General features: G+C 68.5%; 20 protein-coding genes and 1 tRNA gene. 8 read left to right on the forward strand and 13 right to left on the reverse strand.

Annotation, left to right across the window (positions count from 1 at the left end; translation table 11 throughout):
- Positions 1 to 51: 51 nt before the first annotated feature.
- Genes ACW17Y_RS03605 through ACW17Y_RS03615 form a run of 3 tightly spaced genes read right to left on the reverse strand, consistent with a single transcriptional unit; the run spans position 52 to position 3,855 of the window.
- Entirely contained in the window at positions 52 to 2,376 is a 2,325-nt protein-coding gene (locus ACW17Y_RS03605; protein WP_492037421.1) for a TonB-dependent receptor, read from the reverse strand.
- Positions 2,373 to 3,296 carry a FecR family protein gene (locus ACW17Y_RS03610; RefSeq protein WP_492037422.1) on the reverse strand — a complete coding sequence of 308 codons (924 nt, stop codon included), beginning with the start codon at positions 3,294 to 3,296 and terminating at the stop codon, positions 2,373 to 2,375. Before ACW17Y_RS03610 ends, ACW17Y_RS03605 begins: the two co-directional genes overlap by 4 nt.
- A gap of 37 nt (positions 3,297 to 3,333) precedes the next feature.
- Positions 3,334 to 3,855, reverse strand: a complete 522-nt coding sequence (locus ACW17Y_RS03615; protein WP_492037423.1) for a sigma-70 family RNA polymerase sigma factor — start codon at positions 3,853 to 3,855, stop codon at positions 3,334 to 3,336.
- Between the two features lie 139 nt (positions 3,856 to 3,994).
- Here ACW17Y_RS03615 and ACW17Y_RS03620 point away from each other — a divergent pair, with 139 nt between their 5' ends.
- Both ACW17Y_RS03620 and ACW17Y_RS03625 read left to right on the forward strand, forming a co-directional pair.
- On the forward strand, positions 3,995 to 4,165 hold the full coding sequence (locus ACW17Y_RS03620) for a hypothetical protein (RefSeq protein WP_492037424.1): 171 nt from the start codon (positions 3,995 to 3,997) through the stop codon (positions 4,163 to 4,165).
- A 437-nt stretch (positions 4,166 to 4,602) separates the two neighbouring features.
- A complete protein-coding gene (locus tag ACW17Y_RS03625; protein ID WP_492037425.1) occupies positions 4,603 to 9,192 on the forward strand; it encodes a pre-peptidase C-terminal domain-containing protein in 4,590 nt (1,529 codons plus the stop codon).
- Between the two features lie 248 nt (positions 9,193 to 9,440).
- On the opposite strand, the gene ACW17Y_RS03630 is transcribed toward ACW17Y_RS03625, so the two are convergent.
- Complete coding sequence (locus ACW17Y_RS03630; protein ID WP_492037426.1) at positions 9,441 to 11,306, reverse strand: vWA domain-containing protein; 1,866 nt, start codon at positions 11,304 to 11,306, stop codon at positions 9,441 to 9,443.
- Positions 11,307 to 11,549: 243 nt separating this feature from the next.
- Here ACW17Y_RS03630 and ACW17Y_RS03635 point away from each other — a divergent pair, with 243 nt between their 5' ends.
- On the forward strand, positions 11,550 to 12,137 hold the full coding sequence (locus ACW17Y_RS03635) for a DUF922 domain-containing protein (protein ID WP_492037427.1): 588 nt from the start codon (positions 11,550 to 11,552) through the stop codon (positions 12,135 to 12,137).
- An 86-nt stretch (positions 12,138 to 12,223) separates the two neighbouring features.
- Entirely contained in the window at positions 12,224 to 13,390 is a 1,167-nt protein-coding gene (locus ACW17Y_RS03640) for an aminotransferase (RefSeq protein WP_492037428.1), read from the forward strand.
- 10 nt (positions 13,391 to 13,400) lie between these two features.
- Here the strand turns inward: ACW17Y_RS03640 and ACW17Y_RS03645 are convergent, their stop codons facing one another.
- Both ACW17Y_RS03645 and msrA read right to left on the reverse strand, forming a co-directional pair.
- Positions 13,401 to 13,742 carry an MmcQ/YjbR family DNA-binding protein gene (locus ACW17Y_RS03645; RefSeq protein WP_492037429.1) on the reverse strand — a complete coding sequence of 114 codons (342 nt, stop codon included), beginning with the start codon at positions 13,740 to 13,742 and terminating at the stop codon, positions 13,401 to 13,403.
- A gap of 2 nt (positions 13,743 to 13,744) precedes the next feature.
- Positions 13,745 to 14,392, reverse strand: a complete 648-nt coding sequence (gene msrA / locus ACW17Y_RS03650) for a peptide-methionine (S)-S-oxide reductase MsrA (RefSeq protein WP_492037430.1) — start codon at positions 14,390 to 14,392, stop codon at positions 13,745 to 13,747.
- A 148-nt stretch (positions 14,393 to 14,540) separates the two neighbouring features.
- Here msrA and ACW17Y_RS03655 point away from each other — a divergent pair.
- A tRNA-Ser gene (locus ACW17Y_RS03655) sits at positions 14,541 to 14,630 on the forward strand.
- A 541-nt stretch (positions 14,631 to 15,171) separates the two neighbouring features.
- Here the strand turns inward: ACW17Y_RS03655 and ACW17Y_RS03660 are convergent.
- From ACW17Y_RS03660 to flgF, 7 genes are all read right to left on the reverse strand, one after another.
- The gene (locus ACW17Y_RS03660) at positions 15,172 to 15,678 is read right to left on the reverse strand and encodes a hypothetical protein (protein ID WP_492037431.1); all 507 of its coding nucleotides are present in this window, start codon (positions 15,676 to 15,678) and stop codon (positions 15,172 to 15,174) included.
- A gap of 14 nt (positions 15,679 to 15,692) precedes the next feature.
- On the reverse strand, positions 15,693 to 16,115 hold the full coding sequence (locus tag ACW17Y_RS03665) for a hypothetical protein (RefSeq protein WP_492037432.1): 423 nt from the start codon (positions 16,113 to 16,115) through the stop codon (positions 15,693 to 15,695).
- A 25-nt stretch (positions 16,116 to 16,140) separates the two neighbouring features.
- Complete coding sequence (locus tag ACW17Y_RS03670; RefSeq protein ID WP_492037433.1) at positions 16,141 to 16,614, reverse strand: hypothetical protein; 474 nt, start codon at positions 16,612 to 16,614, stop codon at positions 16,141 to 16,143.
- Between the two features lie 147 nt (positions 16,615 to 16,761).
- Positions 16,762 to 17,487: a flagellar basal body L-ring protein FlgH gene (gene flgH, locus ACW17Y_RS03675; RefSeq protein ID WP_492037434.1), complete on the reverse strand. Its 726-nt coding sequence runs from the start codon at positions 17,485 to 17,487 to the stop codon at positions 16,762 to 16,764.
- A gap of 3 nt (positions 17,488 to 17,490) precedes the next feature.
- On the reverse strand, positions 17,491 to 18,264 hold the full coding sequence (gene flgA, locus ACW17Y_RS03680; RefSeq protein ID WP_492037435.1) for a flagellar basal body P-ring formation chaperone FlgA: 774 nt from the start codon (positions 18,262 to 18,264) through the stop codon (positions 17,491 to 17,493).
- On the reverse strand, positions 18,264 to 19,052 hold the full coding sequence (gene flgG / locus ACW17Y_RS03685) for a flagellar basal-body rod protein FlgG (protein WP_492037436.1): 789 nt from the start codon (positions 19,050 to 19,052) through the stop codon (positions 18,264 to 18,266). Before flgG ends, flgA begins: the two co-directional genes overlap by 1 nt.
- 11 nt (positions 19,053 to 19,063) lie before the next feature.
- A complete protein-coding gene (flgF, locus tag ACW17Y_RS03690) occupies positions 19,064 to 19,801 on the reverse strand; it encodes a flagellar basal-body rod protein FlgF (RefSeq protein WP_492037437.1) in 738 nt (245 codons plus the stop codon).
- A 185-nt stretch (positions 19,802 to 19,986) separates the two neighbouring features.
- On the opposite strand from flgF, the gene ACW17Y_RS03695 reads away from it, so the two are divergent.
- The 3 genes from ACW17Y_RS03695 to ACW17Y_RS03705 are packed head-to-tail and all read left to right on the forward strand — an operon-like array spanning position 19,987 to position 22,302.
- A complete protein-coding gene (locus tag ACW17Y_RS03695) occupies positions 19,987 to 20,658 on the forward strand; it encodes a flagellar basal body-associated FliL family protein (protein ID WP_492037438.1) in 672 nt (223 codons plus the stop codon).
- Positions 20,658 to 21,716, forward strand: a complete 1,059-nt coding sequence (fliM, locus tag ACW17Y_RS03700) for a flagellar motor switch protein FliM (RefSeq protein WP_492037439.1) — start codon at positions 20,658 to 20,660, stop codon at positions 21,714 to 21,716. The genes ACW17Y_RS03695 and fliM overlap by 1 nt, the downstream gene beginning before the upstream one ends.
- Position 21,717: 1 nt before the next feature.
- Positions 21,718 to 22,302 (forward strand): DUF6468 domain-containing protein, encoded by a 585-nt coding sequence (locus ACW17Y_RS03705; RefSeq protein ID WP_492037440.1) that lies wholly within the window; start codon positions 21,718 to 21,720, stop codon positions 22,300 to 22,302.
- Positions 22,303 to 22,309 lie beyond the last annotated feature (7 nt).

The raw sequence follows: 22,309 nt of genomic DNA on the forward strand, positions 1-22,309 counted from the left end.
CCAAGGACGCCGTCTGACGTGAAACGCCTTACGCCCGGACCGGAAATTTCGTCAGAACGCGGCCTCGAAGGCCAGCCGGACGGTCAGGGGCCGCACCGGTACGGCCTGGGGCGAGGACAGCTGATAGGGCGATCCGATGCCATAGCGGACGCCCTCCTGGTTCAGCGGATTGGAGATGCGCAGGGTCGCCGCGCGCCGCTCGTCGCCCAGCCGCGCCGTCAGCTCCGAGCGGGTGTAGCCGCCCTGGGGCACGTCGAGCGAGGGCCCGACGCCGATGCGGGACTGGCCGATATAGCGGAAGTCGGCGCCCAGCCTCAGTGGCAGGGTCCCCAGCGTTCCGGCGTCGTAGTCGAGGCTCAGCTGGGCCCCGAACGGAGCCACGTTGGGGATAGCGGTCGTGCCCCCGCCGATCACGCTGAACCGCGTCGGGGTCAGCTCGCTGTCGTTGAGGAATGCCCCGCCGGAAATGTCGAGCATCGGCGTCGGCGTCCACGACCCCTTCACCGAGACGAACCGGATCACCCCGTCCCCGACGTTGTCGGTCACGAGGTCGCCGCCCTGGGTGACGACGTCCGCCTGCACGTCGCGCCAGTCGACCCAGCCCACGGAAATTTCGCCCCACACGTCGTCGCGCCATTGCCGCGACCGCGCGCCGACCTCGACCAGGGTGACGCGATCGCCGTGATAGCGTTCAAAGGCGCCGTTGGCCTCGTTGACCCCGGCCGGCCGCACCGCCTGTTCCGCGCGGGCGAAGACGGTGACGGCGGGGCTGGCGTCCCAGCGCGCGGTCAGGCTGGGGGTGACCCGCAGGCTGTAGCCGTTGACCTGCGGCCCCGCCCGCGCGGAGGAGAACTCCAAGATGTCCACATCGCTGTCGATCCGCACGGCCGACAGCCGCGCCCCCACCGCGATACGCCAGTCGGGTGCGGGCGAGGTCGACGCCTCTCCGAAGGCCGTGGCCTCGGTGAACGTCCGTCTCAGGTCCGCGCCGTAGGTCGGACGGGGTGTTGGCGACAGGTCGCGGCGACGACGTTCGACCAGGGTCTCCCCGATCGCAAGCGCCGCGCCGCCCGACCAGGTCCAGCCGGCGATCGGGTCGGTGTCGATGCGCAACTCGGTCGAGGTGGTGGTCGCCGTCTGGCGCCGATCGACGAGTTCGGGGAAGGGCTCGCTGACCTGGCTGGCGTCGAAACGTTCGTTCAGCTGCTGGCGCGAGAGACTGGTCGCCGAGGTCAGGACGGCGGACCCCAGCCGTCGTCGCGCCGTCAGTCCGGCCAGGACGATGGTGCTCTGGTAGGGCTCCAGCACGCGGCCCATCTTCACGAAGCGCGAGGCGCCGATGTCGATGGTCTGGGCGTCGTCGGCCGAGGCCCTCTGACCGACCCCGACCAGGTCAACCATCCAGTCTCCGTTGGTCCAGCGCACAGAGGCGCGGCCGCCCACGGTGTCGACCGTATCGGCCTCGCGCACCCCTTGCGCCGGATTGTCGAGGAAGCCGCCCTCGCGCCGCGAATAGGCGACGATCCGCCCCGCCGTCCGGTCGTCGAGCGAGCGGTTGACGACCATCGAGGCCTCACTGCTTTCCGCCCCGCCCGAGGTGACCCCCGCGCCGACGACGAACCGCCCGGTCGTCTCCCGGAAAGCCGGTTCCTCGGGCTGGAGGCGCAGCACGCCGCCGATCGACCCGGCGCCGAACCGCGTCCCCTGCGGCCCTTCGAACACCTCGATCCGACGCACGTCGATCAGGGCCAGGTCGGGGTCCGGCGACCCGTAGTTCAGGCGCAGGTCGCCCAGATACTGACCCACCGTCGCCTGCAGCGGCCCGTTCATCGCCGAGTCGGCCAGGCCCCGGATGAACAGCTTGTTCCGGCCGGTGCCCTGACGCGTCGACTCGACCGTGGCCGACAGGTCGGAGACAGCGTCGCTGGCCGCCGCGCCCTCGATCCGCTGAAGGGCGCCGCTGTCGACGGTGCCGCGTCCCGACACGCCGCCCAGTCCGACTGGCGGCATGGCGGTGACCACCACCTCGCTCAGCAGGGTCGGGACGACCTCGGGCGGAGGCGGCGCCGGACGAACGGCCGGACGACGCGGCGGGGCGGGCGCCGCCTCGACCCGGTACATGCCCTCGCCGATCCGCACCGCCCGCGCGCCGAGCGGACGCAGCATCCGCTCCAGAGCGGCCTCCGGCGACATCCGCCCGCGCAGGTTCGGCGTCCGCCGGCCGTTCAGATTGGTGGTGATGACGATGTCGATCCCGGCCTGGGCCGCCAGCCGGTTGACGGACTGGGCGGCGGGGCCGGCGCGGACGTCGAAGGTCTGCGGCGCACCCGACTGAAGCGCGATCAGTCCGGCCGCCAGCAGGGCCGCCGCCGTCACGGCTCCAGCCGCCAGCCTTCGCCGTCCTCGACCACCGACACGCCCAGCAGCCGCGCCAGCCGCGCCCTCTGGTTCGCCGCATCGGTGGTGGTCAGGCTGCCGCTGAAGCGACGGTCCGCGACGGACGGGCTGACCGTGATCGGCCGGTTCAGCGCCCGCGCCAGATCCTGCGCCACGATGGTCAGGCTCTCGCCCGTGTATGACAGCCGACCCTCGCGCCAGGCCGCGACGTCCTCGGTCGAAACCTCGCGACGCTCGATCCCTTCCGATGTCGCCAGGGCGCCGTCGCCCGCATTCAGGGTCTCTGTCGCATCCTGCATATCGACGCGGACGATGCCTTCGGAGACCGACACCCGCGCGCCGTCGTCCAGACGGGTGACGTCGAAGGTCGTGCCGAGGTCGGTCAGGGTCGCGTCCGCAACCTGCACCACAAAGGGCCGTGCCGCGTCGTGCTCAACCTCGAACAGGGCGCGCCCGGCTTTCAGGTCCACATCGCGCGGATGCTTCCGATCCAGCACAAGTCGTGTCCCGCCGGCCAGCGACACCTGTGACCCGTCGTCCAGGGTCACGGTCCGCGTCTCGCCCGGCGCCGTCTCGATAATCCAGGGCTGGGCCCGCTGGCTCCAGCCGATCCAGGCGCCGCCGACGGCCAGCACGGCCACGGCTGCGGCGATCGCCGACCGACGGGGCAGGGCGAAGGCGCGGCGCGGCATGATCCGTCGCAGGCCCGGCGCCGGCGCGGCCTTCAGCGCCTCGACCGCATCGCCCTCGACCTCGGCCAGCCGCCAGTAGGCCTCGGCATGCGCGGGGTCGGCCGCCATCCAGACGTCCCAGTCCTCCCACGCCTCGAAGGCCGGATCGTTGACGCGGACCAGCCAGTCCAGCGCCTCCCGATCCGTCTCTGTCCTGAACGCGCTCATCCCCATGACTCCAGGACGCCGCCCGACGCGATTTGCCTCACGATGGGTCCTCCTGAAGATCCAGAAGGACCGCATAGGCCCGCCGCAGATGCTTTTCGATAGTGCTCAGACCCATGCCGAACTCCTCGGCCAGCCGGCGCTGGGTCACCCCTTCGATGCGGTGCCGCCGGAAGATCGCCGCCGCCGGATCGCCCAGTTCGATCAGCCGCGCCTCGACGGCCCGCAGCGTCTGCACCGCGATCAACCGACGCTCCGCATCGGCCGGCTCAATCGTATCCTCGGCCAGGTTGGCGGGGCTCTGCCAGGTCGCATCGCGGGCCGCCGCACGGCGCAGTCCCCGGCGCCGATCCAGCACGGCGGTATAGACCATGCGCAGCAGATAGGCGTGCGGGCTGGCCACCGGCGCATCGACGCCCCGCAGCTTCAGCCAGACGTCCTGGACCACGTCCTCGGCGTCCCCGGCCGCGCCCATGGCGGCGGCGCGACGCACCAGCGCCGGACGCATCTCGGCGAAGATCGCTTCAAGGCCGGCGGCCGGATGTTCGGGCGACGCTTCCATTCGCGCGCCCCTTAGCGCCTCGCCGATCCGGCTGGCAACTGAGGCCGAAAATCGTCCGGGCGTAAGGCGTCCGCACGCCGCCGGCGTCTTCGTCTGAGTGGGGCGTGCGGAGCCCGTTTCAGCAGCGGGAGACCCTACGATGACCACCGACCACACCGCCCCCTCGGCCGCACCGAGCCTCGCCCAGACCGCCCATCTGGTCCTCGCGGCGCTCGCGGCCATCGTCATCGCGGTCGCCTCCCAGGGCTGGCCCGCGTCGGAGCCGCCGTGCGACGGCGCAGCTTGCGTCCCGTCGCGCGGCGAGGGCTGAGCGGTGGGGGGGGCGGCCTGTCGACGGCGCCCGGCGTGTCTCCAGCCGCATCGCCAATGTCTCAGCCGCCGCTGTCCAGACCCACCAGTCCTCTAACGACCTCCTCAACGCCGCGCGCGAACTGGCCCGGCAAGGGGGAGTCATTGACGCTGGAGATGGACAAGCTGGCCAACACCTAGCTCACGACGCCTTCCCCCATTGCCCCCGTCGTGAGCGGGAGGGGCGCGGTCCGGGAGGGCCGCGCCCCTTCTTTCGGCCACCGGTCGGCGCCCGTTGCACGCCGCCGTGGGTCGAGGTCGATCACGAAGAATCGCTCGCCTCACCCTGGCCTGCCGGTTGTCGCGCTCCTTCAAAACAACCTAAGTGGCGGACGGCGACATCTGCGACGGATCGCTCCGCCGCCGGTCGCTTGTTTCGTTGCGTCAGTGGAGTGCCGAATGCCCGTCATCACCGGAACGCCCGACAACGATGTGCTGACCGGCACGCCCGGTGATGACGAGATCAACGGCCTGGATGGCGCCGACACGATCAACGGCGGCCTGGGGGTCGACATCCTCAACGGCGGTGCGGGGGACGACATCTTCTTGTTCACCGAATCCAGGATCGTCCCCGTTCCGCCCTACCCGGATGCGGGACGCATCGACGGCGGCGAGGGTCGCGACACCCTGGCCGCTACCGCGACCGGCGGGAGCGTCGTGTACAACAGCGGCACGGGTGACTGGTCCTTCACAGTCGGGACCCAGATTTATCTCTTCACGGGAATAGAGCGCATCCTCTTCGGAGCAGGTACGCAAGGGCTCACCATGACGGGGGCCAGTCCCGTTGCGATCGAGTTCCGGATGGGCGGCGGAGCGGACAACGGCAGGGTTTATGCGGGCGTGTCGTTCTTCGCCGAGGACGGCGACGACACAGTGTCGCTGACGGGCTCCGACGGGCCAGCGCAGACGCACGGCTCCGCGGATGGCGGCGCCGGGGTTGATCAATTGAACCTCAACATCATGGCGGTCGCCGATCTTGAGGCGGGCACGGTGTCCTTTGAGGCGACCACCTTCACGATTTCGGGTTTCGAGAACGCCAGCGTGGTGGTCAGCAATGGCTTCGACGGCACGATCCGGGGCGACGCCGGGGCCAACACCCTAGGGGCCTATCGAACTGTCGGCGCAGCGGGCCGGGCCTGGCTGGAGGGGAGGGGCGGCGATGATTTCCTCTTCGGCGCGGAGGGCAATGACACGCTTCTGGGCGGCGACGGCGACGACCTGATGCTGGGCCGACTGGGCGATGACCTGATCGACGGCGGGTCCGGCTTTGACACCGCAGACTATCAATATGCCGCAAACGGAGTCCGGGTGGACCTGGCGCTCTCGGGTGCGCAGAACACCGGAGAGGGCAGCGACACTCTGATTTCGATCGAGGGGATCGTCGGTTCGGGATTCGATGACTTTCTGTATGGCGCCGCCTCGGCGGACCTTCTTCGCGGGGGAGCCGGCCGGGATGTGCTCGACGGTCGGGGCGGCGATGACATGCTTGAGGGAGGCGACGGCGACGACGATCTCGTCGGCGGCGTGGGCAATGATCGCCTGGATGGCGGTGCTGGAAACGACACCCTCCGGGGCGGAGACGGCGATGACGTTCTCTTGGGCGGCGACGGCAACGATACTCTGAGAGAGACCAGCGGCAATGATCGATTGATCGGCGGGACCGGCAACGACTTGCTGGACATCTATCGAGAAGCCGGCGCCTCGGGCGATTTCGTTCGCATGGAGGGCGGCGACGGCGTCGATCGGCTTCAGTTGACCAATGTCACCACGGCGCAGGTCGAGATGGATGGGGGAACCGGCAACGATATCTTCCTCCTTTCATATTTGTCTGGAACCACGACGATCACGACCGGTCTGGGGTCCGATCTGATCTACGTCGGCCGCGGGATCAACGCGGCGCTGCTGGTTGCTAACTTCACGGCGGGAAATCAGGGTGACACCCTGCATCTCGGGTACAATTTCGCCGAGCTGATCAACTGGGACGGCTCCAATCCTTTCGGGACCGGCCATCTCAGGCTGGTGCAGTCGGGCGCTGACACCCTCGTCCAAGCCGATCGTGACGGGCGATCGGGCGCGGGAGAGTTCGCGACTCTCCTCACCCTGCAGAACGTTCAGACGACTAGCCTGACGACGTTCAACTTCTCCGGACTCGCGCCTGACGGGGGGCGTCCGCCTGCAACGGTCACTACGGGCACCGCCGGAAACGACAGCATCCGGGCCGGCGACGGCGACGACATCATCGACCTGCTGGGCGGCGATGACGAAGCGTTCGGCGGCGGCGGGAATGATCGCCTGGACGGCGGCATCGGCAACGACCGTCTATGGGGCGAACTGGGTGACGATGTCCTGCTGGGCGGCGATGGCAATGACGTTCTGAGAGACATCAGCGGCGCCGATATTCTGATCGGCGGGGCCGGCAATGACACCCTGGACGTCAATCGGGGCGCCACCGCCTCGGGCGATCTCGTCCGAATGGAAGGCGGCGACGGCACCGACCGTCTCGAACTGACCAACGTCACCACGGCGCGGGTCGAGATGGACGGCGGCACCGGCAACGACACCATCATTGTCCGGTACCTGTCGGGAGCGACGACGGTCACGACCGGCCTGGGATCCGACCTGATCTACGTCGGCCTGGGGATCAACGCCGCCCTGGTGTTCACCGATTTCACAGCGGGAAATCAGGGTGATGTCCTCTACCTCGGGACCAATTTCACCGACTCGTTGACCAACTGGAGCGGCTCCGACCCCTTCTCGACCGGCCACCTCAGACTGGTGCAGTCGGGCGCCGATACCCTGGTCCAGGTCGACCGTGACGGGCGGCCGGGCGCGGGAGAGTTCGCGACCCTCCTCACCCTGCAGAACGTCCTGGCGGACAATCTGACGACGTTCAACTTCTCCGGACTCAACCCCGAAAGCGCCCGTCCGCCTGGACTGGCCCTGACAGGCACGGTCGGGAACGACACCCTTCGGGGCGGCGACGGCCACGACGTTATCAACGGCTCCGACGGCGACGACGATCTCGCCGGCGACCGCGGGAACGACCGGCTGGACGGCGGCGCGGGCGCTGATCTGATTACCGGCGGATCCGGCGACGATACCCTTACCGGCGGAGAGGGCGACGACCGGCTCGACGGTGGCGAAGGTGTCGATACCGGCGTCTATTTCGGCCAGCGCTCGGCCTATACGATCAGCAACGTCAACGGCGTGACGACCATCGCGATCGGCCAAACGGTCGACACCCTGACCAATATCGAGTTCGTCCAGTTCGCGGATCAACGGGTAACGCTGTCCACCAGCGTCGCTTCGGGCGTCAACATCGTAGGCACGGCTGGGCGCGACACCCTGACCGGGACCGCCTCAGCCGATATCATCGCGCCCGGCGGCGGCATCGACATTATCGACGGCGGCGGTGGCGTGGACACCCTGCTGCTGCCGAACCCGGCAGGCAGCTATTTCTTCGAGCAGACCGACAGCGGCTGGATCGTCTACGACGGCACGTCCGATTTCGACGTCATCTCAAATGTCGAACAGGTGCAGTTCGGTTCAGGTCCGGCGACCACCATCGCGGCCGCCGCCGTCGCAGGCTTCGACCCTTTCAACTATCTGGCCGGATACCCGGACCTGCTCGGCCTGTTCTCCCCGCCGGGGGCCTATCGCCATTATGTCGCCTGGGGCCAGGCCGAGGGACGGCCCGCCGCGCCGTTCGACACGATGGCCTATATCGCCAGTAACCCGGACCTGATCCCGGTCTTCCAGAATGACCTGCGCGGCGCGGTTCGGCACTACGTCTGGGCCGGCGCCGGTGAAGGGCGACCGACCCACACCTTCAACGCCCTCCTCTATGCCGCCTCCAATTCCGATCTGGCGCTTGCGTTCGGGGCGGACGCCGCGGCGGCGACGAGTCACTATGTAAACGTCGGCTTCGCGCAGGGACGAGCCACCACCACCTTCAACGTCCTTCAGTATATCGCGTCGAACGAGGACCTGGCGCGGGTGTTCGGAAACAATCCGACGGCCGGGCTGAATCACTACGTCACGATGGGCGTGCGTGAGACCCGCGCCTTCAATACGTTTGACGCTCGGCAGTATGCTGCGGCCAATGCCGACGTCGCCGCCCTCTATGGCGTGGATGAAGTCGGGGCGCGGGCGCACTATCTGAACGTCGGCGCAGTTCAGTATCGAGCGACGAGCGGTTTCGACCCGGTGGCCTATCTGTTGTCGAACGCGGACATAGCGGGCCGCAATGCCGACGCGGCCCTCGAACACTGGCTGACGATAGGCGCTGCCGAGGGTCGGGCCGGAGATGCGGCCTTCGGACGCGATCAAACCTCGCACAGCCTGCCGCAAAGCGGGTTCAACAGCACGGTCCTCACCCCGGGCGACAGGGACTGGTTCTCGATCGGGGCCACCGCTGGTGAGAGGGTCACGATCAACCTGAACTCTTCGTTCCGAGGTGGAATACAGGACGGCGCGTTGGCGCTCTACGACAGCCTTGGCCGCTTGATCGCGACCGACCCCGGCGCCTCCCCGGAGGCCAGGGCGACCATCACCTTCACGGCCGCGACGGCGGGCGTCTACTACCTGGTCGTCTGGGCGCCCGACAATTCGAACGGATCATATGGCCTCAGCCTCTTCCGCACCCAGGCCGCCGCACTGGTCGCCGACAAGCCCTCCCTGGAAGACGGTCCCCAGGTACTGCCGGGGGCGCCCGACGGAGGTTCTGCGGATGACCGCAGAAGCCACCTGCTCCATGATCAACCCGTCGACCTTCTGGACAGCGCATTTGTCTTCGATTTCATCGAGGCTGGCGCACCCGGGCTCCAGGCAACCTGGCTCACGGACCACACCGGGTTCCCGGACGCGTTCCAGGCCGATGCCCAGCTGCTTCTGCAGGTTGGTCCCGGACTCGATCCATCGGGGATCGCGTGGGAAGAGGCGCCCTTCCAGCCGCTCGAGCGGCATGACGCCTGGTGGTTGCAGGCCTAGGCGGACGATGCACAAATATTCCTAACAGGCGCCCAGATCCGCCTCTCGTCAGCGCTGGTGGCAATCGACCCCTCCCGAACGCGCCTTCATATCCCGGCGCCCTATAGTGCGAGCTCCCCGTTCGCGGAGAGGGCGAACACCGGCTTTCGTCCGTTTCGTCCGTTTCGTCCGTTTCGTCAGGGTGTTTTTCGTCCGGACGGACGGACGAAAGCCCGGCCGGCGCGCCGCTCCACGCGCCGGCCCTCTGTCTAGGGCGCGCGTCGCGCCGGCAGCGTCCCGGCCGCCCGCACCATCTGCACGAAGGCCGCGCGGTCGCCGTAGGGGTCTTCGCCCCGGGCGCCCTGGGCCAGGGTCAGGATGGCGGCGTTGTCGAAGTCGGCGTTCATCCACGGATCGCCGCGCAGGCGCTGGCCGAAGGCGGCGACGGCCATGGCCCAGCGGGTGGCCTCGGGCGGCCGGGTCGAGGGGCTGGAGACCGGGTGCTGGATCAGGCGCGAGGTCGGCTCTCCCGGCAATTTGTAGCGGACCTGGACGAAGCCGATCTCGCCGTTCGGATCGCCGGCGCCGGCGGCAGGCCGGTTGCCCTCGTAACGGCGCCCGGGGATCTGGCCCGGCCCGCCGACGGGGGTGATCTCGTACAGGGCGGTGACGCTGGCGCCGGAGCCGACCTCGCCCGCGTCGATGGCGTCGTTGGAGAAGTCTTCCTCGTTCAGCAGCCGGGTCTCATAGCCGATCAGCCGGTATTCCGAGACGCGGGCCGGGTTGAACTCGACCTGGATCTTGACGTCGTCGGCGATGGGGAAGGCGCCGCGGTCGAAGGCGGGGCCGAACAGTCGGCGGGCCTCGTTCAGGTCGTCGACATAGGCGGCGATCCCGTTGCCGGCCTGGGCGATCGTCTGCATCCGGGCGTCCTGATAGTTGCCGCGCCCGAAGCCGTAGACCGACAGATAGATGCCCGTCTCCCGCTTGTCGGCGACATAGTCTTCCAGCCGCTTGTCGTCGGTGACCCCGACGTTGAAGTCGCCGTCGGTGAACATCAGGATGCGGTTGACCTTGTCGGCCCCGAAGGCGGCCTCGGCCTGTTCGTAGGCGTTGACCATGCCCGCCGCCCCCGCGGTGCCGCCCCCGGAGTTGAGCGAGGCCACGGCGCAGCGCAGCTTCAGCTTCTCCGACCCCGAGGTCGGCCCCACCGCCGTCCCGACGGACCCGGCATAGTAGGTCACCGCGACCCGGTCCTCGGGCCTTAGTTTGTCGATGATCAGGTTCATGGTCTGCTGGGCCAGGGGCAGTTTGTCGGGCGCGAACATCGAGCCGGAGACATCGACCATGAAGGTCAGGTTCAGCGGCCTCCGCTCCCCCGCCGGCAGCTCATAGCCCTGCAGCCCGATGTGGACGATCTGGCGCCCCTCAGACCAGGGCGAGGCGGCGACGGCGGTGGAGACGGCGAAGGGCTCTGCCGCGCTGTCGGGCCGGGCATAGCCGAAGTCGAAATAGTTGATCATCTCCTCGACCCGCACCGCGTCCCGGGGCGGGGTCTGGCCCTCGGAAATGAAACGCCGGACGTTGGAGTATGCGGCTGTGTCGACGTCGATCGAGAAGGTCGAGACCGGCTCCTCCGCGACCCGCCTGACCGGGTTCGGCGTCGCGTCGGGATAGCGTTCGGTGTCGGCGGGCGTGATGTCCCGGCCGGGCATGATGCGCGAGCCCGTGACCACGACCCCGTCCACGGTCGGCTGGCCCGCAGCGTTCGCACCGATGACCGCAGGCCGCATGGGGGCCGGGGGTGCGGGCGGTGGCGGGGGTGGAGGCGGCGGCGGGGGCGGCGGCGGCGCGCCGTATTCGACGCGATCCTCCTTCCTGGTCGGCTCGATGGGCCGGGCGACGGGGGGCGGGCCGGAATAGGCGGGGGTGACGATCCGCGATGCGCTGACGACGACGTCGGTCGCCGGGTTGTTTCGCAGAAGTATGCCCACCGCCTCGCAGGCTGCCTGGCTGACCGCGCCGTCTCCGGGCGCATAGGCCGGCCGGGTCTGGACGGGCGCGGCCCCGATCGGCGTCGCGAGGCTGAGGCCGACGACGGCCGCCACCCCCTGTTTCAGCATGGTCGCCAGCATCGCTTCCTCCGGGGTTATGTCGTTGACCCCATGAGACGGACTGGCCTTCGTCGAAACTGTGGCGTGTATCGGAGCGGAATAAGGCGCGGCCCGGGTGTGTCTTTCAGGCGCTCGGGCCTGTCTGCGCCCCGGTCAGCGCTTCGACAGCGCGCTGAAACAGTCGGCCCCGCCCAGCCAGCCCTGTTGAGCGATGACCGTTGCAGCGCCGAGCGACAGTCGTGAACCGTGTGATAAAGGGCGGACATGATCCTTCTGAACCTGCTGCTGCTCGCCCTGCAAACCACAACGGGCCCGGACCTGAGCGCCTATCCGGAGGCGTCCCCGCGCCTGCTCGCCGCCGCGCCGGGTGTCGCGGAGCTCGAGAACACGACCCTGCGCGGCTACGAGGTCCGGGGCCGGAACGCCCGGGCCGTGCGGGCCAGCATCAACGACGGCAAACCCGCCGATCTCAGCGGCGCGCGCCACGACGCCGTGACCTACTGGAACTACAGGTGGCAGTTGTCCGCGACGAACGGTCGGTGCGACCCCGCCCGGACGGCGGTGACCTATACCGTGACTGTCGTCCTGCCCGATCTGGCCACCCTCGATCAGATTAACCGGACCGACCGCGAGAAATGGAACACCTATTTCGCCGCCCTGGTCCTTCATGAGACCAATCACGTCCGGATCGCCGCGGCCGGCGCCCAGGGCGTTCAACAGGCGATGAGAGCGGCGTCCGACTGCGAGAGCGCGCAGGCGGTCGGCCTCGCGGAAAACCGGAGAGTGGGCGCTGCCAGCGCCGAATATGACCGTTTGACCCGCCATGGCCGCAACGAAGGCGCGGTTTTCTGACGGCGGCGGACCGGATCGGCCGGGGAGTAAGACCAGAACGTCCTTTCCGTCTTGCCATGAACCCACGCCTCGGCTCCGTTGAGCCCATGCGACCCCATCCCGTCTTCGCCGACATGCCGGTGACCATCTTCGAAACCATGTCCGGCCTCGCCCGCGAGCATGGCGCGATCAATCTCGGTCAGGGCTTCCCCGACGATCAGGGGCCGGAAAGCCTGCGCCGTCTCGCCGCCGACGCCCTGATGACCGGTTCCAATCAGTACGCCCCCTCGCGCGGCCTGCCGGAGCTGCGCCACGCCGTCGTCGAACACTACGGCCGGATGCAGGGCGTCGCCCTGACCTTCGACGGCGTCCTGATCACCTCCGGCGCCACAGAGGCCATCGCCGCCTCCATCCTGGCCTTCGTCCATCCGGGCGACGAGGTGATCCTCTTTGAACCCGCCTATGACGCCTACCGCCCTCTGATCGAGCGGGCCGGCGGCGTCGCCGTCCCGGTCCGTCTCCAGCCTCCGCACTGGCGCGTGACGGAAGAGGCTGTCGAGGCCGCGATCACCCCGCGCACCCGCATGGTCGTCTTCAACAATCCCCACAACCCGACCGCCCGCGCCTTCGATGCGGAAGAGGTTGCGGTGCTGGCCCGGGTCTGCGTCCGCCACGACCTGATCGCCGTCAGCGACGAGGTCTGGGAGCATGTGATCTTCGACGGTCGGCGCCATTGCTCCCTGATCGCCGAGCCCGGCATGGCGTCACGCACGCTGAAGATCGGATCCGCGGGCAAGATGTTCGGCATGACCGGCTGGAAGATCGGCTTCGTCTGCGGCGATCCCGCCCTGATCGATCCGGTCGCCAAGGCGCACCAGTTCATCACCTTCGCCACTCCTCCGAACCTTCAGAGCGCCGTCGCCGCCGGCCTCGCCTGGCCGGAGGCCTCCTTCGTCGAGATGCGCGCTGGCCTGCAGCGCTCCCGCGATCGGCTGGCGGCGGGGCTGACCTCGCTTGGTTTCATCCTGACGCCCAGCGAGGGCACCTATTTCCTCGGCGTCGACCTCGCCGCCTCGGGCATCGCCCTGTCCGACGAGGACTTCTGTCGCCGGGCCGTGACCGAGTTCGGGGTCGCCTCCATCCCCCTGTCCGCCTTCGTCTCGGACAAGACTGGTGGGTCGGTCATCCGCCTCTGCTTCGCCAAGGCCGACGCCGTGCTGGACGAGGCCGTCGAACGGCTGGGCAAGGCGGCCGAGCCACTGCGACAGCGCTAGTGCGGTCGGCTCACAGCCCCAGCTCGGCCCGCGCCTTCTTGGTCAGTTTCGCCGCCACGATCCGGTGGGCGATGGCCAGATGTTCGGCCAGCTCCTCGTCGTCCCAGGCGTCGGGGTCGGGCAGGTTCACCCACTTCGCCCGCGCCAGATAGGGAGCCGGGCGCGCCCTCCCGCTCCCGGTCAGGATCTCATATGCAATGTCGGACGCCTTGAACGACACCCCGCCCTCGCCGCCGACCATCGCGAACATCTTGCCCCCAACCTTGTAGGTGTCGTGGTCGTGACCGAACGGATGGTCCAGGGCGACCCCGGGCAGGGCCAGGCAGGTCTTGCCTATTCCCGCCCGGTCCATCCTCAGGCCTCGACGCCGACGCCGATCGGGCAGACGACGCCCGTTCCGCCGATGCCGCAGTAGCCCTCGGGGTTCTTGGCCAGATAGCCCTGGTGATAGCCCTCGGCGAAGTAGAAGGCCCCGGCCCCGGTGATCTCGGTCGTGATCTGACCCTTGCCGGCCTTCGACAGCGCGCCCTGATAGGCCTCGCGCGACGCCTCGGCCTCGGCGCGCTGCGCGTCGTTCAGATAGTAGATGGCCGAACGATAGGTCGAGCCGACGTCATTGCCCTGACGCATGCCCTGGGTCGGATCGTGCCCTTCCCAGAAGGTCTTCAGAAGTTCGGCATAGGAGATCTCGGCCGGATTGAACACGACCTGGACCACCTCGGTCTGGCCGGTCAGGCCGGTGCAGGTCTCCTCATAGGTCGGGTTGGGCGTGATCCCGCCCGAATAGCCGACGGCCGTGACCCAGACGCCCGGCAGCTGCCAGAACTTACGCTCCACGCCCCAGAAACAGCCCATGCCGAAGACGGCGGTCTCGAACCCCTCGGGGTGCGGCCCCTTCAGCGGCCGGCCGCTGACGAAATGGACCTCGTCGGTCGGCAGGGGCGTGGACCGGCCGGGCAGGGCGCTTGCGGCGGTGGGCAGGGTGGTCTTCTGGCTCAGCATGGATGCCATCCGTGAGAAAAGGGACATGGCCACCATATGGGAAGCACCTGCCGTTTTGACCAGCGCGGCGCTTGCCCACAGCGCCCGGCTGTTCTATCAGCCCTCCCTCCCCGGGCGACCTCCCGGGCGTTAGCCCTCGTGGTGAAACGGACAGGTGGCGGAGTGGTCGATCGCGCACGCTTGGAAAGCGTGTGTAGGTGAAAGCCTACCGAGGGTTCGAATCCCTCTCTGTCCGCCACGGCCTACCCTCACATGTCTCTCCAAGCCAGAAGCACCCGCCCGTTTGGACAGGCCTCGCCGTCCAGCGATCCGCTTGACTTGGACCACCCGGGCGTTCAGCGTTCGCCGAACTGTGTGGCCCTTGGATGGGTCATGCGTCGACTTCGCATTCGAAAAGGACCGGTCCCATGGCCAGGCGTCTCTCCAAATCCTCACGGGTCGCCTTGAGCCTCACGGTCGCTGTCACGGCGATGGTTTTCGGCGGGACAGCCTACGCCCAATGGTTGGGCGAAGCGAGAGTCAGTGGTGGACCATCCACGGGCGGCTCGCTCCGCAACGCGCCTGACAATGAGGCCGCGGACCAACTCGCCTCAGACAATTCTGCGGACGAACCCGCGGCGGACGCAGAGCCCCCTGCTTCAGCGCCGCCTGTCGATGAACCGCAGGCCGAGGCCGACGAGGGCACACCACAGATCCGGCGGAGCCGGGCAACCTACGACAGTGATCCGGCCGAGCCGGAGTAAGGCGTCGGCGAGGATCGCCCGGGTCTTCTCTTCAGATCAGCCGCAGAGCGCAAAGAACCGCTCCACCCCCGCTTCCGACCCCGGATGCGGCGCATAGACCTCCCGCTTCCCGTCCACCCATTGGGCAATCCAGCCGACCCGGCGGAAGCGCTGCAGCACCGGCTCGCTCGTCGCCGCGCTCGCGGTCAGAATGTCGCCGTCGTGCAGTTGCGACGGCTCGCCCTCGGCGGGGAACCGCTCGGTGTCGCCGCCGGATTCCAGATAGATCTCGCGGTCGCCGGTCTGGCCAAGCGCCGTCAGGTCGACCTTGCCGGACCCGGCCGTGCAGTCGAGGCCGAGGCGAAGGTCGTCGCTGGCCTCCACGCCATAGGCCAGTCGGCCCACGCCCTCGTCGGGCGTATAGTGCCAGTCGTAGCCCGCCACCGGGGCGGGAGCCGCCGGCGCCGCAGCAGCGGCCGTCACGACAGGGGCCGGCGTCTCCACGCTCGCGCAGGCGCTCGTCAGCGCGGCCAAGGCCAGGGCCGGCAGCCATAGATTCCGCATGAAACCTCCGCAGTTCACCCGCTGCAAAGCTCGGCGAAGCGGCGCAGTTTGGCAAGGTGGGCGGCGGGGATGGCCACGGCCTGATGTTCGCCGCCGACAGCGACGTCCAGGGCGCCGGTGACCAGGAACTGGCCGAAGACCGGGTGATCGGTGCGCAGGGCCACGGACTGATGGTCGGCCGTCGCCTCGCTCTCTCCGGTCGCGGTCGCCGTGCCCGAGGCGATGGTGGCGATCCCGGCGTTGGTCGAGCCGAACAGGTCCAGCCGCGCCACGCCGGCGCCGGGCTGGCATTCCAGGATGGCCTTCAGCTGGGCCGTGTCGGGAATCTCGTGGGCGAGAACCAGAGGCCTGTCCTCATAGAGGGTCCAGGTCCAGCCGCCCTGAAGCGAGGGGGCCGTCAGCGCGGCAATCGCCGCGATCGTCGCCAGAAATGTCATGCATCAGGCCCCCGACCCGAGCGGATTACGCCCGGTCCGGAGAACAATAGGCCAGAAAATCGCGCACGAGGCGACGTTCTTCGGTACTGGCCGCCAGCTGGAACCGACCGGCGTCGCCGACGACCGTCATCCGGCCGTTCTGCGCCAGTCCGGTGAGAGCCGGATCGTTGACCCGGATCGTGGTCTCCTCCGCGTCGCCGCCGGACAGGGGATCGATCTGGAGGCCGGCCTGCGTCAGGCGCGCGCCCTCGACCTGGACGTCCCCATAGACGGCGGCCGTCGTGTCGCCCGGCATGCAGGTGACCATCAGGGCCAGCTGGTCGGAATGGGCGACGCCATAGGCCAGCTTGGCCAAGGCGCCTTCGTGATGGACGCTCCAGCCCATGACCGGGGCCGCCATGACGCCCTGGGCGTCGACCTCGGGCGCGACGTCGCGGGACTGGGCCGCGAAAGCGACCAGACCGAGAGCGGCGACGGCGGGAATGAGGACCTTGAACATCAGTGGAAGCCTTTGCGTCTGGAGAACAAACGCGGGTTTCCGTTTACGGTTCACGGCAGAGCTTCGCTCTGACGCAGCCGTGATGTTCAGGACACGGTCAGAACGGCGCTCAAGCAGTGCGCCACCGCGTCGCGCGCGGTTAGCGCACTAAAATGGACTGAAGCGCTCCACCAGGCTCTGCGCAGCCGGCGTGGCCTGCACCCGGCTGATGTCGCCGCGTCCGCCGTAGCTGATGCGCGCCTCGGCGATCTGGGTGTGGGCGATGGTGTTGGCCGAGGAGATGTCCTCCGGCCGCACGATGCCGGCTACGGTCAGTTCGCGGACCTCGCGGTTGGTGCGCACTTCTTGCCGACCCTGGATCACGAGATTGCCGTTCGACAGGATGTCGGTGACCACGGCGGCGATGGTCAGATTGACCCGCTCCGACCGGCTGACCGAGCCCGTGCCGTTGGCGTTGGACGAGCCTTCGACCCCGACCAGGGCCTGCGGATCGAAGCCGCCCGGGAAGGCGCGGCCGAGGCTGTTCTCCAGCCCGAAGAAGTTGGTCACCCCGCCGGTGATGTCGTTGGTGCGGCTGCGGTTGGTGGTGTTGGAGGTCTGGGCCTGGTCGTCGATGTTGATGTTGACGGTCAGGATGTCGCCGATGTTCCGCGCCCGCTGGTCGCCGAAGAAGGCGCGCGCCCCGGTCCGCCACAGGGAGTTGGCGCTGGCCGAGCGAGGCTCGGGAACGGTCGTGTACGCCTGGCTGACAGGGACCAGTTGGGCGGGATAGCCGATCGGAGCCAGCTGCGGACCCTGCACCGTCTCGACGACGGTCGAGCAGGCGCCCAGCGTCAGGGCGGCGAGGGAGAGGGCGAGGACGGACTTACGCATGACTTACATTCCCTGGCGGGCGAACTGGTTGGAGGCTTGCGCGCGGGCCCCGGCGCCGGCCCTGGCCTGACCGGGGCCAGAGGCGATGGCGTCGATGGTGCGGCCGGACGTGGTGTTCAGGACGGGCACGGGCTCGCCGACGGCGGCGTCGCGCGTCGCCCGGCCCGTGACAGTCAGGGTCACGCCGCCCGCGATATAGGCGACCTCGACCATGTCGTTGCGGGCGATGACGCGGGGCGAGATCAGGTCGCGCTGGCCGACCACGGCTCCGGCGCGCAGGGCCCGGCGGGCGCTCAGGCCGATGACCTGCTCGGCGTCCGACGGCGATCCGCCCTGGGCCAGATGCGCCTGAACGGTGGACCAGATGACGTCCTCAGGCTGGACCACATCTCCGGCGGCCAGGTTGCGGGCGTATGTCAGGACCTCGACCGTGGCGCCGCGCTGGGCGACGGCGGGCGTGACGGTCGCGGCGGTCGCGGCGCCGCCCGGCGCGAGCGCGGCATGGCGCACGACCACGCGACGCAGGCCCTGCGGATTGGCCCATTGCAGGCCGGCGCGCGACGCGATGGCCTGAAGCTGACCGGCCTCGAACACGACCGACGGCCCGGCGCGACTGGCGACCACCACGCCGGAGGCCGATCCGGCCCCGTCGAAGATGTCGCCCAGGGTGACGCTTCCGTCGTCGTCGACCGGATTGACCTTCAGTGTCACTGGACCTGCGAGGGCGGGGGAGGCGACCAGCGCCAGCGCCGCCGCCAATGTCAGCAGACGGGTCATCAGCCCTTCACCTGGGCCGAGACGCTCATCATCTCGTCGGCCGTGGTGATGACCTTGGAGTTCATCTCGTAGGCGCGCTGGGCGATGATCAGGGCGCTGATCTCGGTCACGGCGTCCACGTTCGACGCCTCCGTATAGCCCTGCAGAAGCTGGCCGAAGCCGGTCTCGCCGGGCGTGCCGGTCGTGGCCGGGCCGGATGCGGCGGTTTCCAGCAGCAGGTTGTCGCCGATGGCTTCCAGGCCTGCCTCGTTGAAGAAGGTCGCGATCTCCAGCTGGCCCACGACGGCCGCTTCCGGCGACCCGGCCGAGATGACCTGCACCTGGCCGGTCTTGGAGATGATCACATCGACCGCGTCTTGCGGGATCGAGATAGCCGGCTCGACCGCGTAGCCGTCCTCGGTCACCAGCTGGCCCTCGCCGCTCAGCGAGAAGTTGCCGGCCCGCGTGTAGCCGATCTCGCCCGAAGGCAGGCTGATCTGGAAATAGCCCTGTCCGTCGATGGCGACGTCATAGTCGCTGCCCGTCTGGGTCGGGGTGCCCTGGTCGGTGATGCGATAGACGCTGCCCGCCTTGACGCCCAGGCCGACCTGGATACCGGTCGGGACGACCGTGCCCTGGCTGGACGACTGCGCGCCCATCCGTTCGACGTTCTGGTAGATCAGGTCCTGGAACTCGGCCCGCTGGCGCTTGTAGCCGACGGTGTTCATGTTCGCGATGTTGTTGGAGATGACCTCCACGTTCAGCTGCTGGGCGGCCATGCCGGAGGCTGCGGTTCTGAGAGCGCGCATCTAGAGGTTCCTTAGCTCGACTTGCCCAGCCGCTCGACCGAGCGACGGGACAGTTCGGTGACGTTCTCGATCATCTTGCTCGCGCGTTCGTAGGCGCGGCTGATCTCGATCAACTGTGTGATTTCGATGAGGGGATTGACGTTGGACCCCTCGAGCATCCCCTGGCGCACCTGCGCTCCGGCGGCGTCGATGGGGGTGGCGTTGGAGGCGTTGCGGTACAGGCCGTCGCCTTCCTTGGACAGGACGGCCAGGTTGTCGAAACGGGCCAGACCCAGCTGGGCGATGGTGACGCCGTTCTGGCTGATGTTGCCGTCGTCGGCGACGGTGATCGGGCCCTGGGCCGGGTCGATCACGATCGGGCCGCCGTCGCCCAGCACGGGCAGGCCGCCCTTGGTGACCAGCTCGCCTTCGGGGCTGATGGTGAAGGCGCCGTCGCGGGTATAGGCCTCGGCCGCCCCGTCCTGAATCTTGAAGAACACGCCCTCGCCGTCGATGGCGAAGTCCAGGTCCCGCCCGGTCTGTTGCAGCGAGCCCTGCGAGAAGTCGCGGCCCACGCCCCGGTCCAGCACGAAACTGGCGCCTGGCCGGATCGCGTCGTTGCGCGCCCGTCCGCCGACTTCCGTGCCCAGCAGAAGTTGCTCGACCTTGAAGCCGGTGGTGTCCGCATTGGCGATGTTGTTGGCCGCAATGTCGAGTTCGCGACGCAGCGTCATCTGCCGGGACAGTCCGATGTAGGCGGCGTTTTCCACTTGGGCTCCAGAGCTCCTTCGCTCAGTTCCACGCAACGACCGTGCCAACAGGGTTAACGCCCGTGCGGCGGGCATTCCGACGGGTTTCAGGTCCTGACAGCCCGGCAAATCTTGCCGGATTTACACCTCGCGTTAACCAAACCGGTCGCATGCGGGTGACTGGGAATTTCCGGGGCGACCGCCGTATGATCAAGCTCGGCAAGAAGAAGGACAAGGCGCCCAAGGACGGCGCGACCGACCTGGCCGTCGCGCATGGCGCCGAGGTCGAGGGCGAGGAGGGTGCGCCCAAAAAGAAGAAGCTGCCTCTGCTGTTCATCATCGCACCCGTGGCCCTGCTGGTCCTGGGCGGCGGCGGGGCCGGGGCCTTCTTCATGCTCCAGCCCAAGCCGGCCGCCGCTGAAGGCGAGCACGGCGAGGAAGCCGCCAAGGGCGATCACGGCGAAGAGAAGAAGGGTGGTCACGGCGAGAAGAAGGAAGGCGGCGGCGGTCACGGCGCGGCAGCCGAGGGCGAGGCCGATCCCTCGCTGGGCAAGATCAGCGAAGGCCCGGACGGCGTCACCTTCCTGACCCTGCCGGACATGGTGGTGAACATCCAGGCGCCGGACGGCCGCCCCACGGTCATGAAGCTGGCCGTGACGCTCGAGATGCACGACGCCGACCTGGCCTATTCGCTGCAGGAGCAGATGCCGCGCATGCAGGACATGTTCCAGGGCTTCCTGCGTGAACTGCGTCCCGAGGACATCGCCGGCTCGGCCGGTCAGTACCAGCTGCGCGTCGAAATCCTGCGCCGGGTGAACCTCATCTCCGCCCCGGCCAAGGTCGACGCCGTCCTGATCGAAGAAATGCTCATTCAGTAATGGCCGATACGGACGAGCTCGACCCGTTCGCCGCCGCCGACGCCTTCGGCGAGGAACGGTCGAGCGCGGCCTCCGAACGCGTCCTGAACCAGGACGAGATCGACAATCTGCTGGGCTTCGATCTCGGCGACGGCGATGATTCCGAACGGACCGGCATCCGCGCCATCATCAACTCCGCGCTCGTCTCCTACGAGCGTCTGCCGATGCTCGAGATCGTCTTCGACCGCCTGGTGCGGTTGATGACGACGAGCCTGCGGAACTTCACCTCCGACAACGTCGAGGTCTCGCTCGACAACATCTCGTCGATCCGGTTCGGCGATTATCTGAACTCCATTCCCCTGCCGGCGATCCTGGCGGTATTCCGGGCCGAGGAGCTGGACAATTACGGTCTGCTCACGGTCGATTCCAACCTGATCTATTCGATCGTCGACGTGCTGCTGGGCGGCCGTCGCGGCACCGCCGCCCTGCGCATCGAGGGCCGGCCCTACACCACCATCGAGCGGGTTCTGGTTCAGCGGATGGTCGAGGTCATCCTGGCCGACGCCCAGGCGGCGTTCGAGCCCCTGACCCCCGTCCATTTCAACCTGGACCGGCTCGAGACCAACCCCCGCTTTGCGGCCATCGCCCGGCCCGCGAACGCCGCCATCCTGGTCAAGCTGCGCATCGACATGGAAGATCGCGGCGGCCGGGTCGAGCTGCTGCTGCCCTACGCCACCCTAGAACCCATCCGGAAGATGCTGCTGCAGCAGTTCATGGGTGAGAAGTTCGGCCGCGACAACATCTGGGAAGGCCACCTCGCCACCGAGCTCTGGACCACGGACACCGAGGTCCGCGCCGTCCTCGACGAGCAGCAGGTGCCCCTGTCCAGGGCCTTGAGCTTCAAGGTCGGCGACACCTTCATGCTGAACGCGACGCCGGATTCCGACGTCTCTATCCGCTGCGGAACCATCCCGGTGACGACCGGCAAGATGGGTCGCAAGGGCCAGCATATCGCCGTGCGGGTCGAGGCGCCGATCAGCGTGGAGACCGCAAACAGCCTGACCAAGGGGAGGCGCTGACATGACCGGCATGATCCTGGATGCAGTTCTGATGCTGCTGCTCGTGGCCGCCCTCGGCTACGGCGTCCGCCTCGAGAAGAAGCTGAGCCAGCTTCGCGCCGGCCAGCTGGCCTTCGCCGGCGCCGTGACCGAACTCAACGCCGCCTGCGCCCGGGCCGAGAACGCCCTCGGCTCGCTCCGCGCCTCGGGCGAGGAAGCCGACCTGCTGCACGACCGCATCATCAAGGCCCGCACCCTGAAGACCGAGCTGGAGCAGCTGATCGCCCGGGGAGCCCGTGCACCCCTGCCGCAAGCCGAAGCCCGCCCGGCGCATGTCCAGGAGCCCCGCTTCGAAGCGCCTCCCTCAGCCCCCGCTCCGGCTCGTCCCGCCCCGACCGCCGCTGTCGCTGACCCCGAGGATCGCGCCTTCCGCATGGCCGCCCTGGCCGAGCGGATCCACGGCATGGCCGCTCCGGTCCCCGCTGCGGCCGGCGCCGGCAACGTCCAGGCCATCCTGCACGCCCTGACCGCTAACCAAGCCGCGAAGCAAACTCTCAACCGTGCGCGCGTAGACCTCGCCACCGACGACGACCTGTTCGCCGCGTAACTCCCGG

Source organism: Brevundimonas sp. AVps7 (assembly GCF_058681545.1).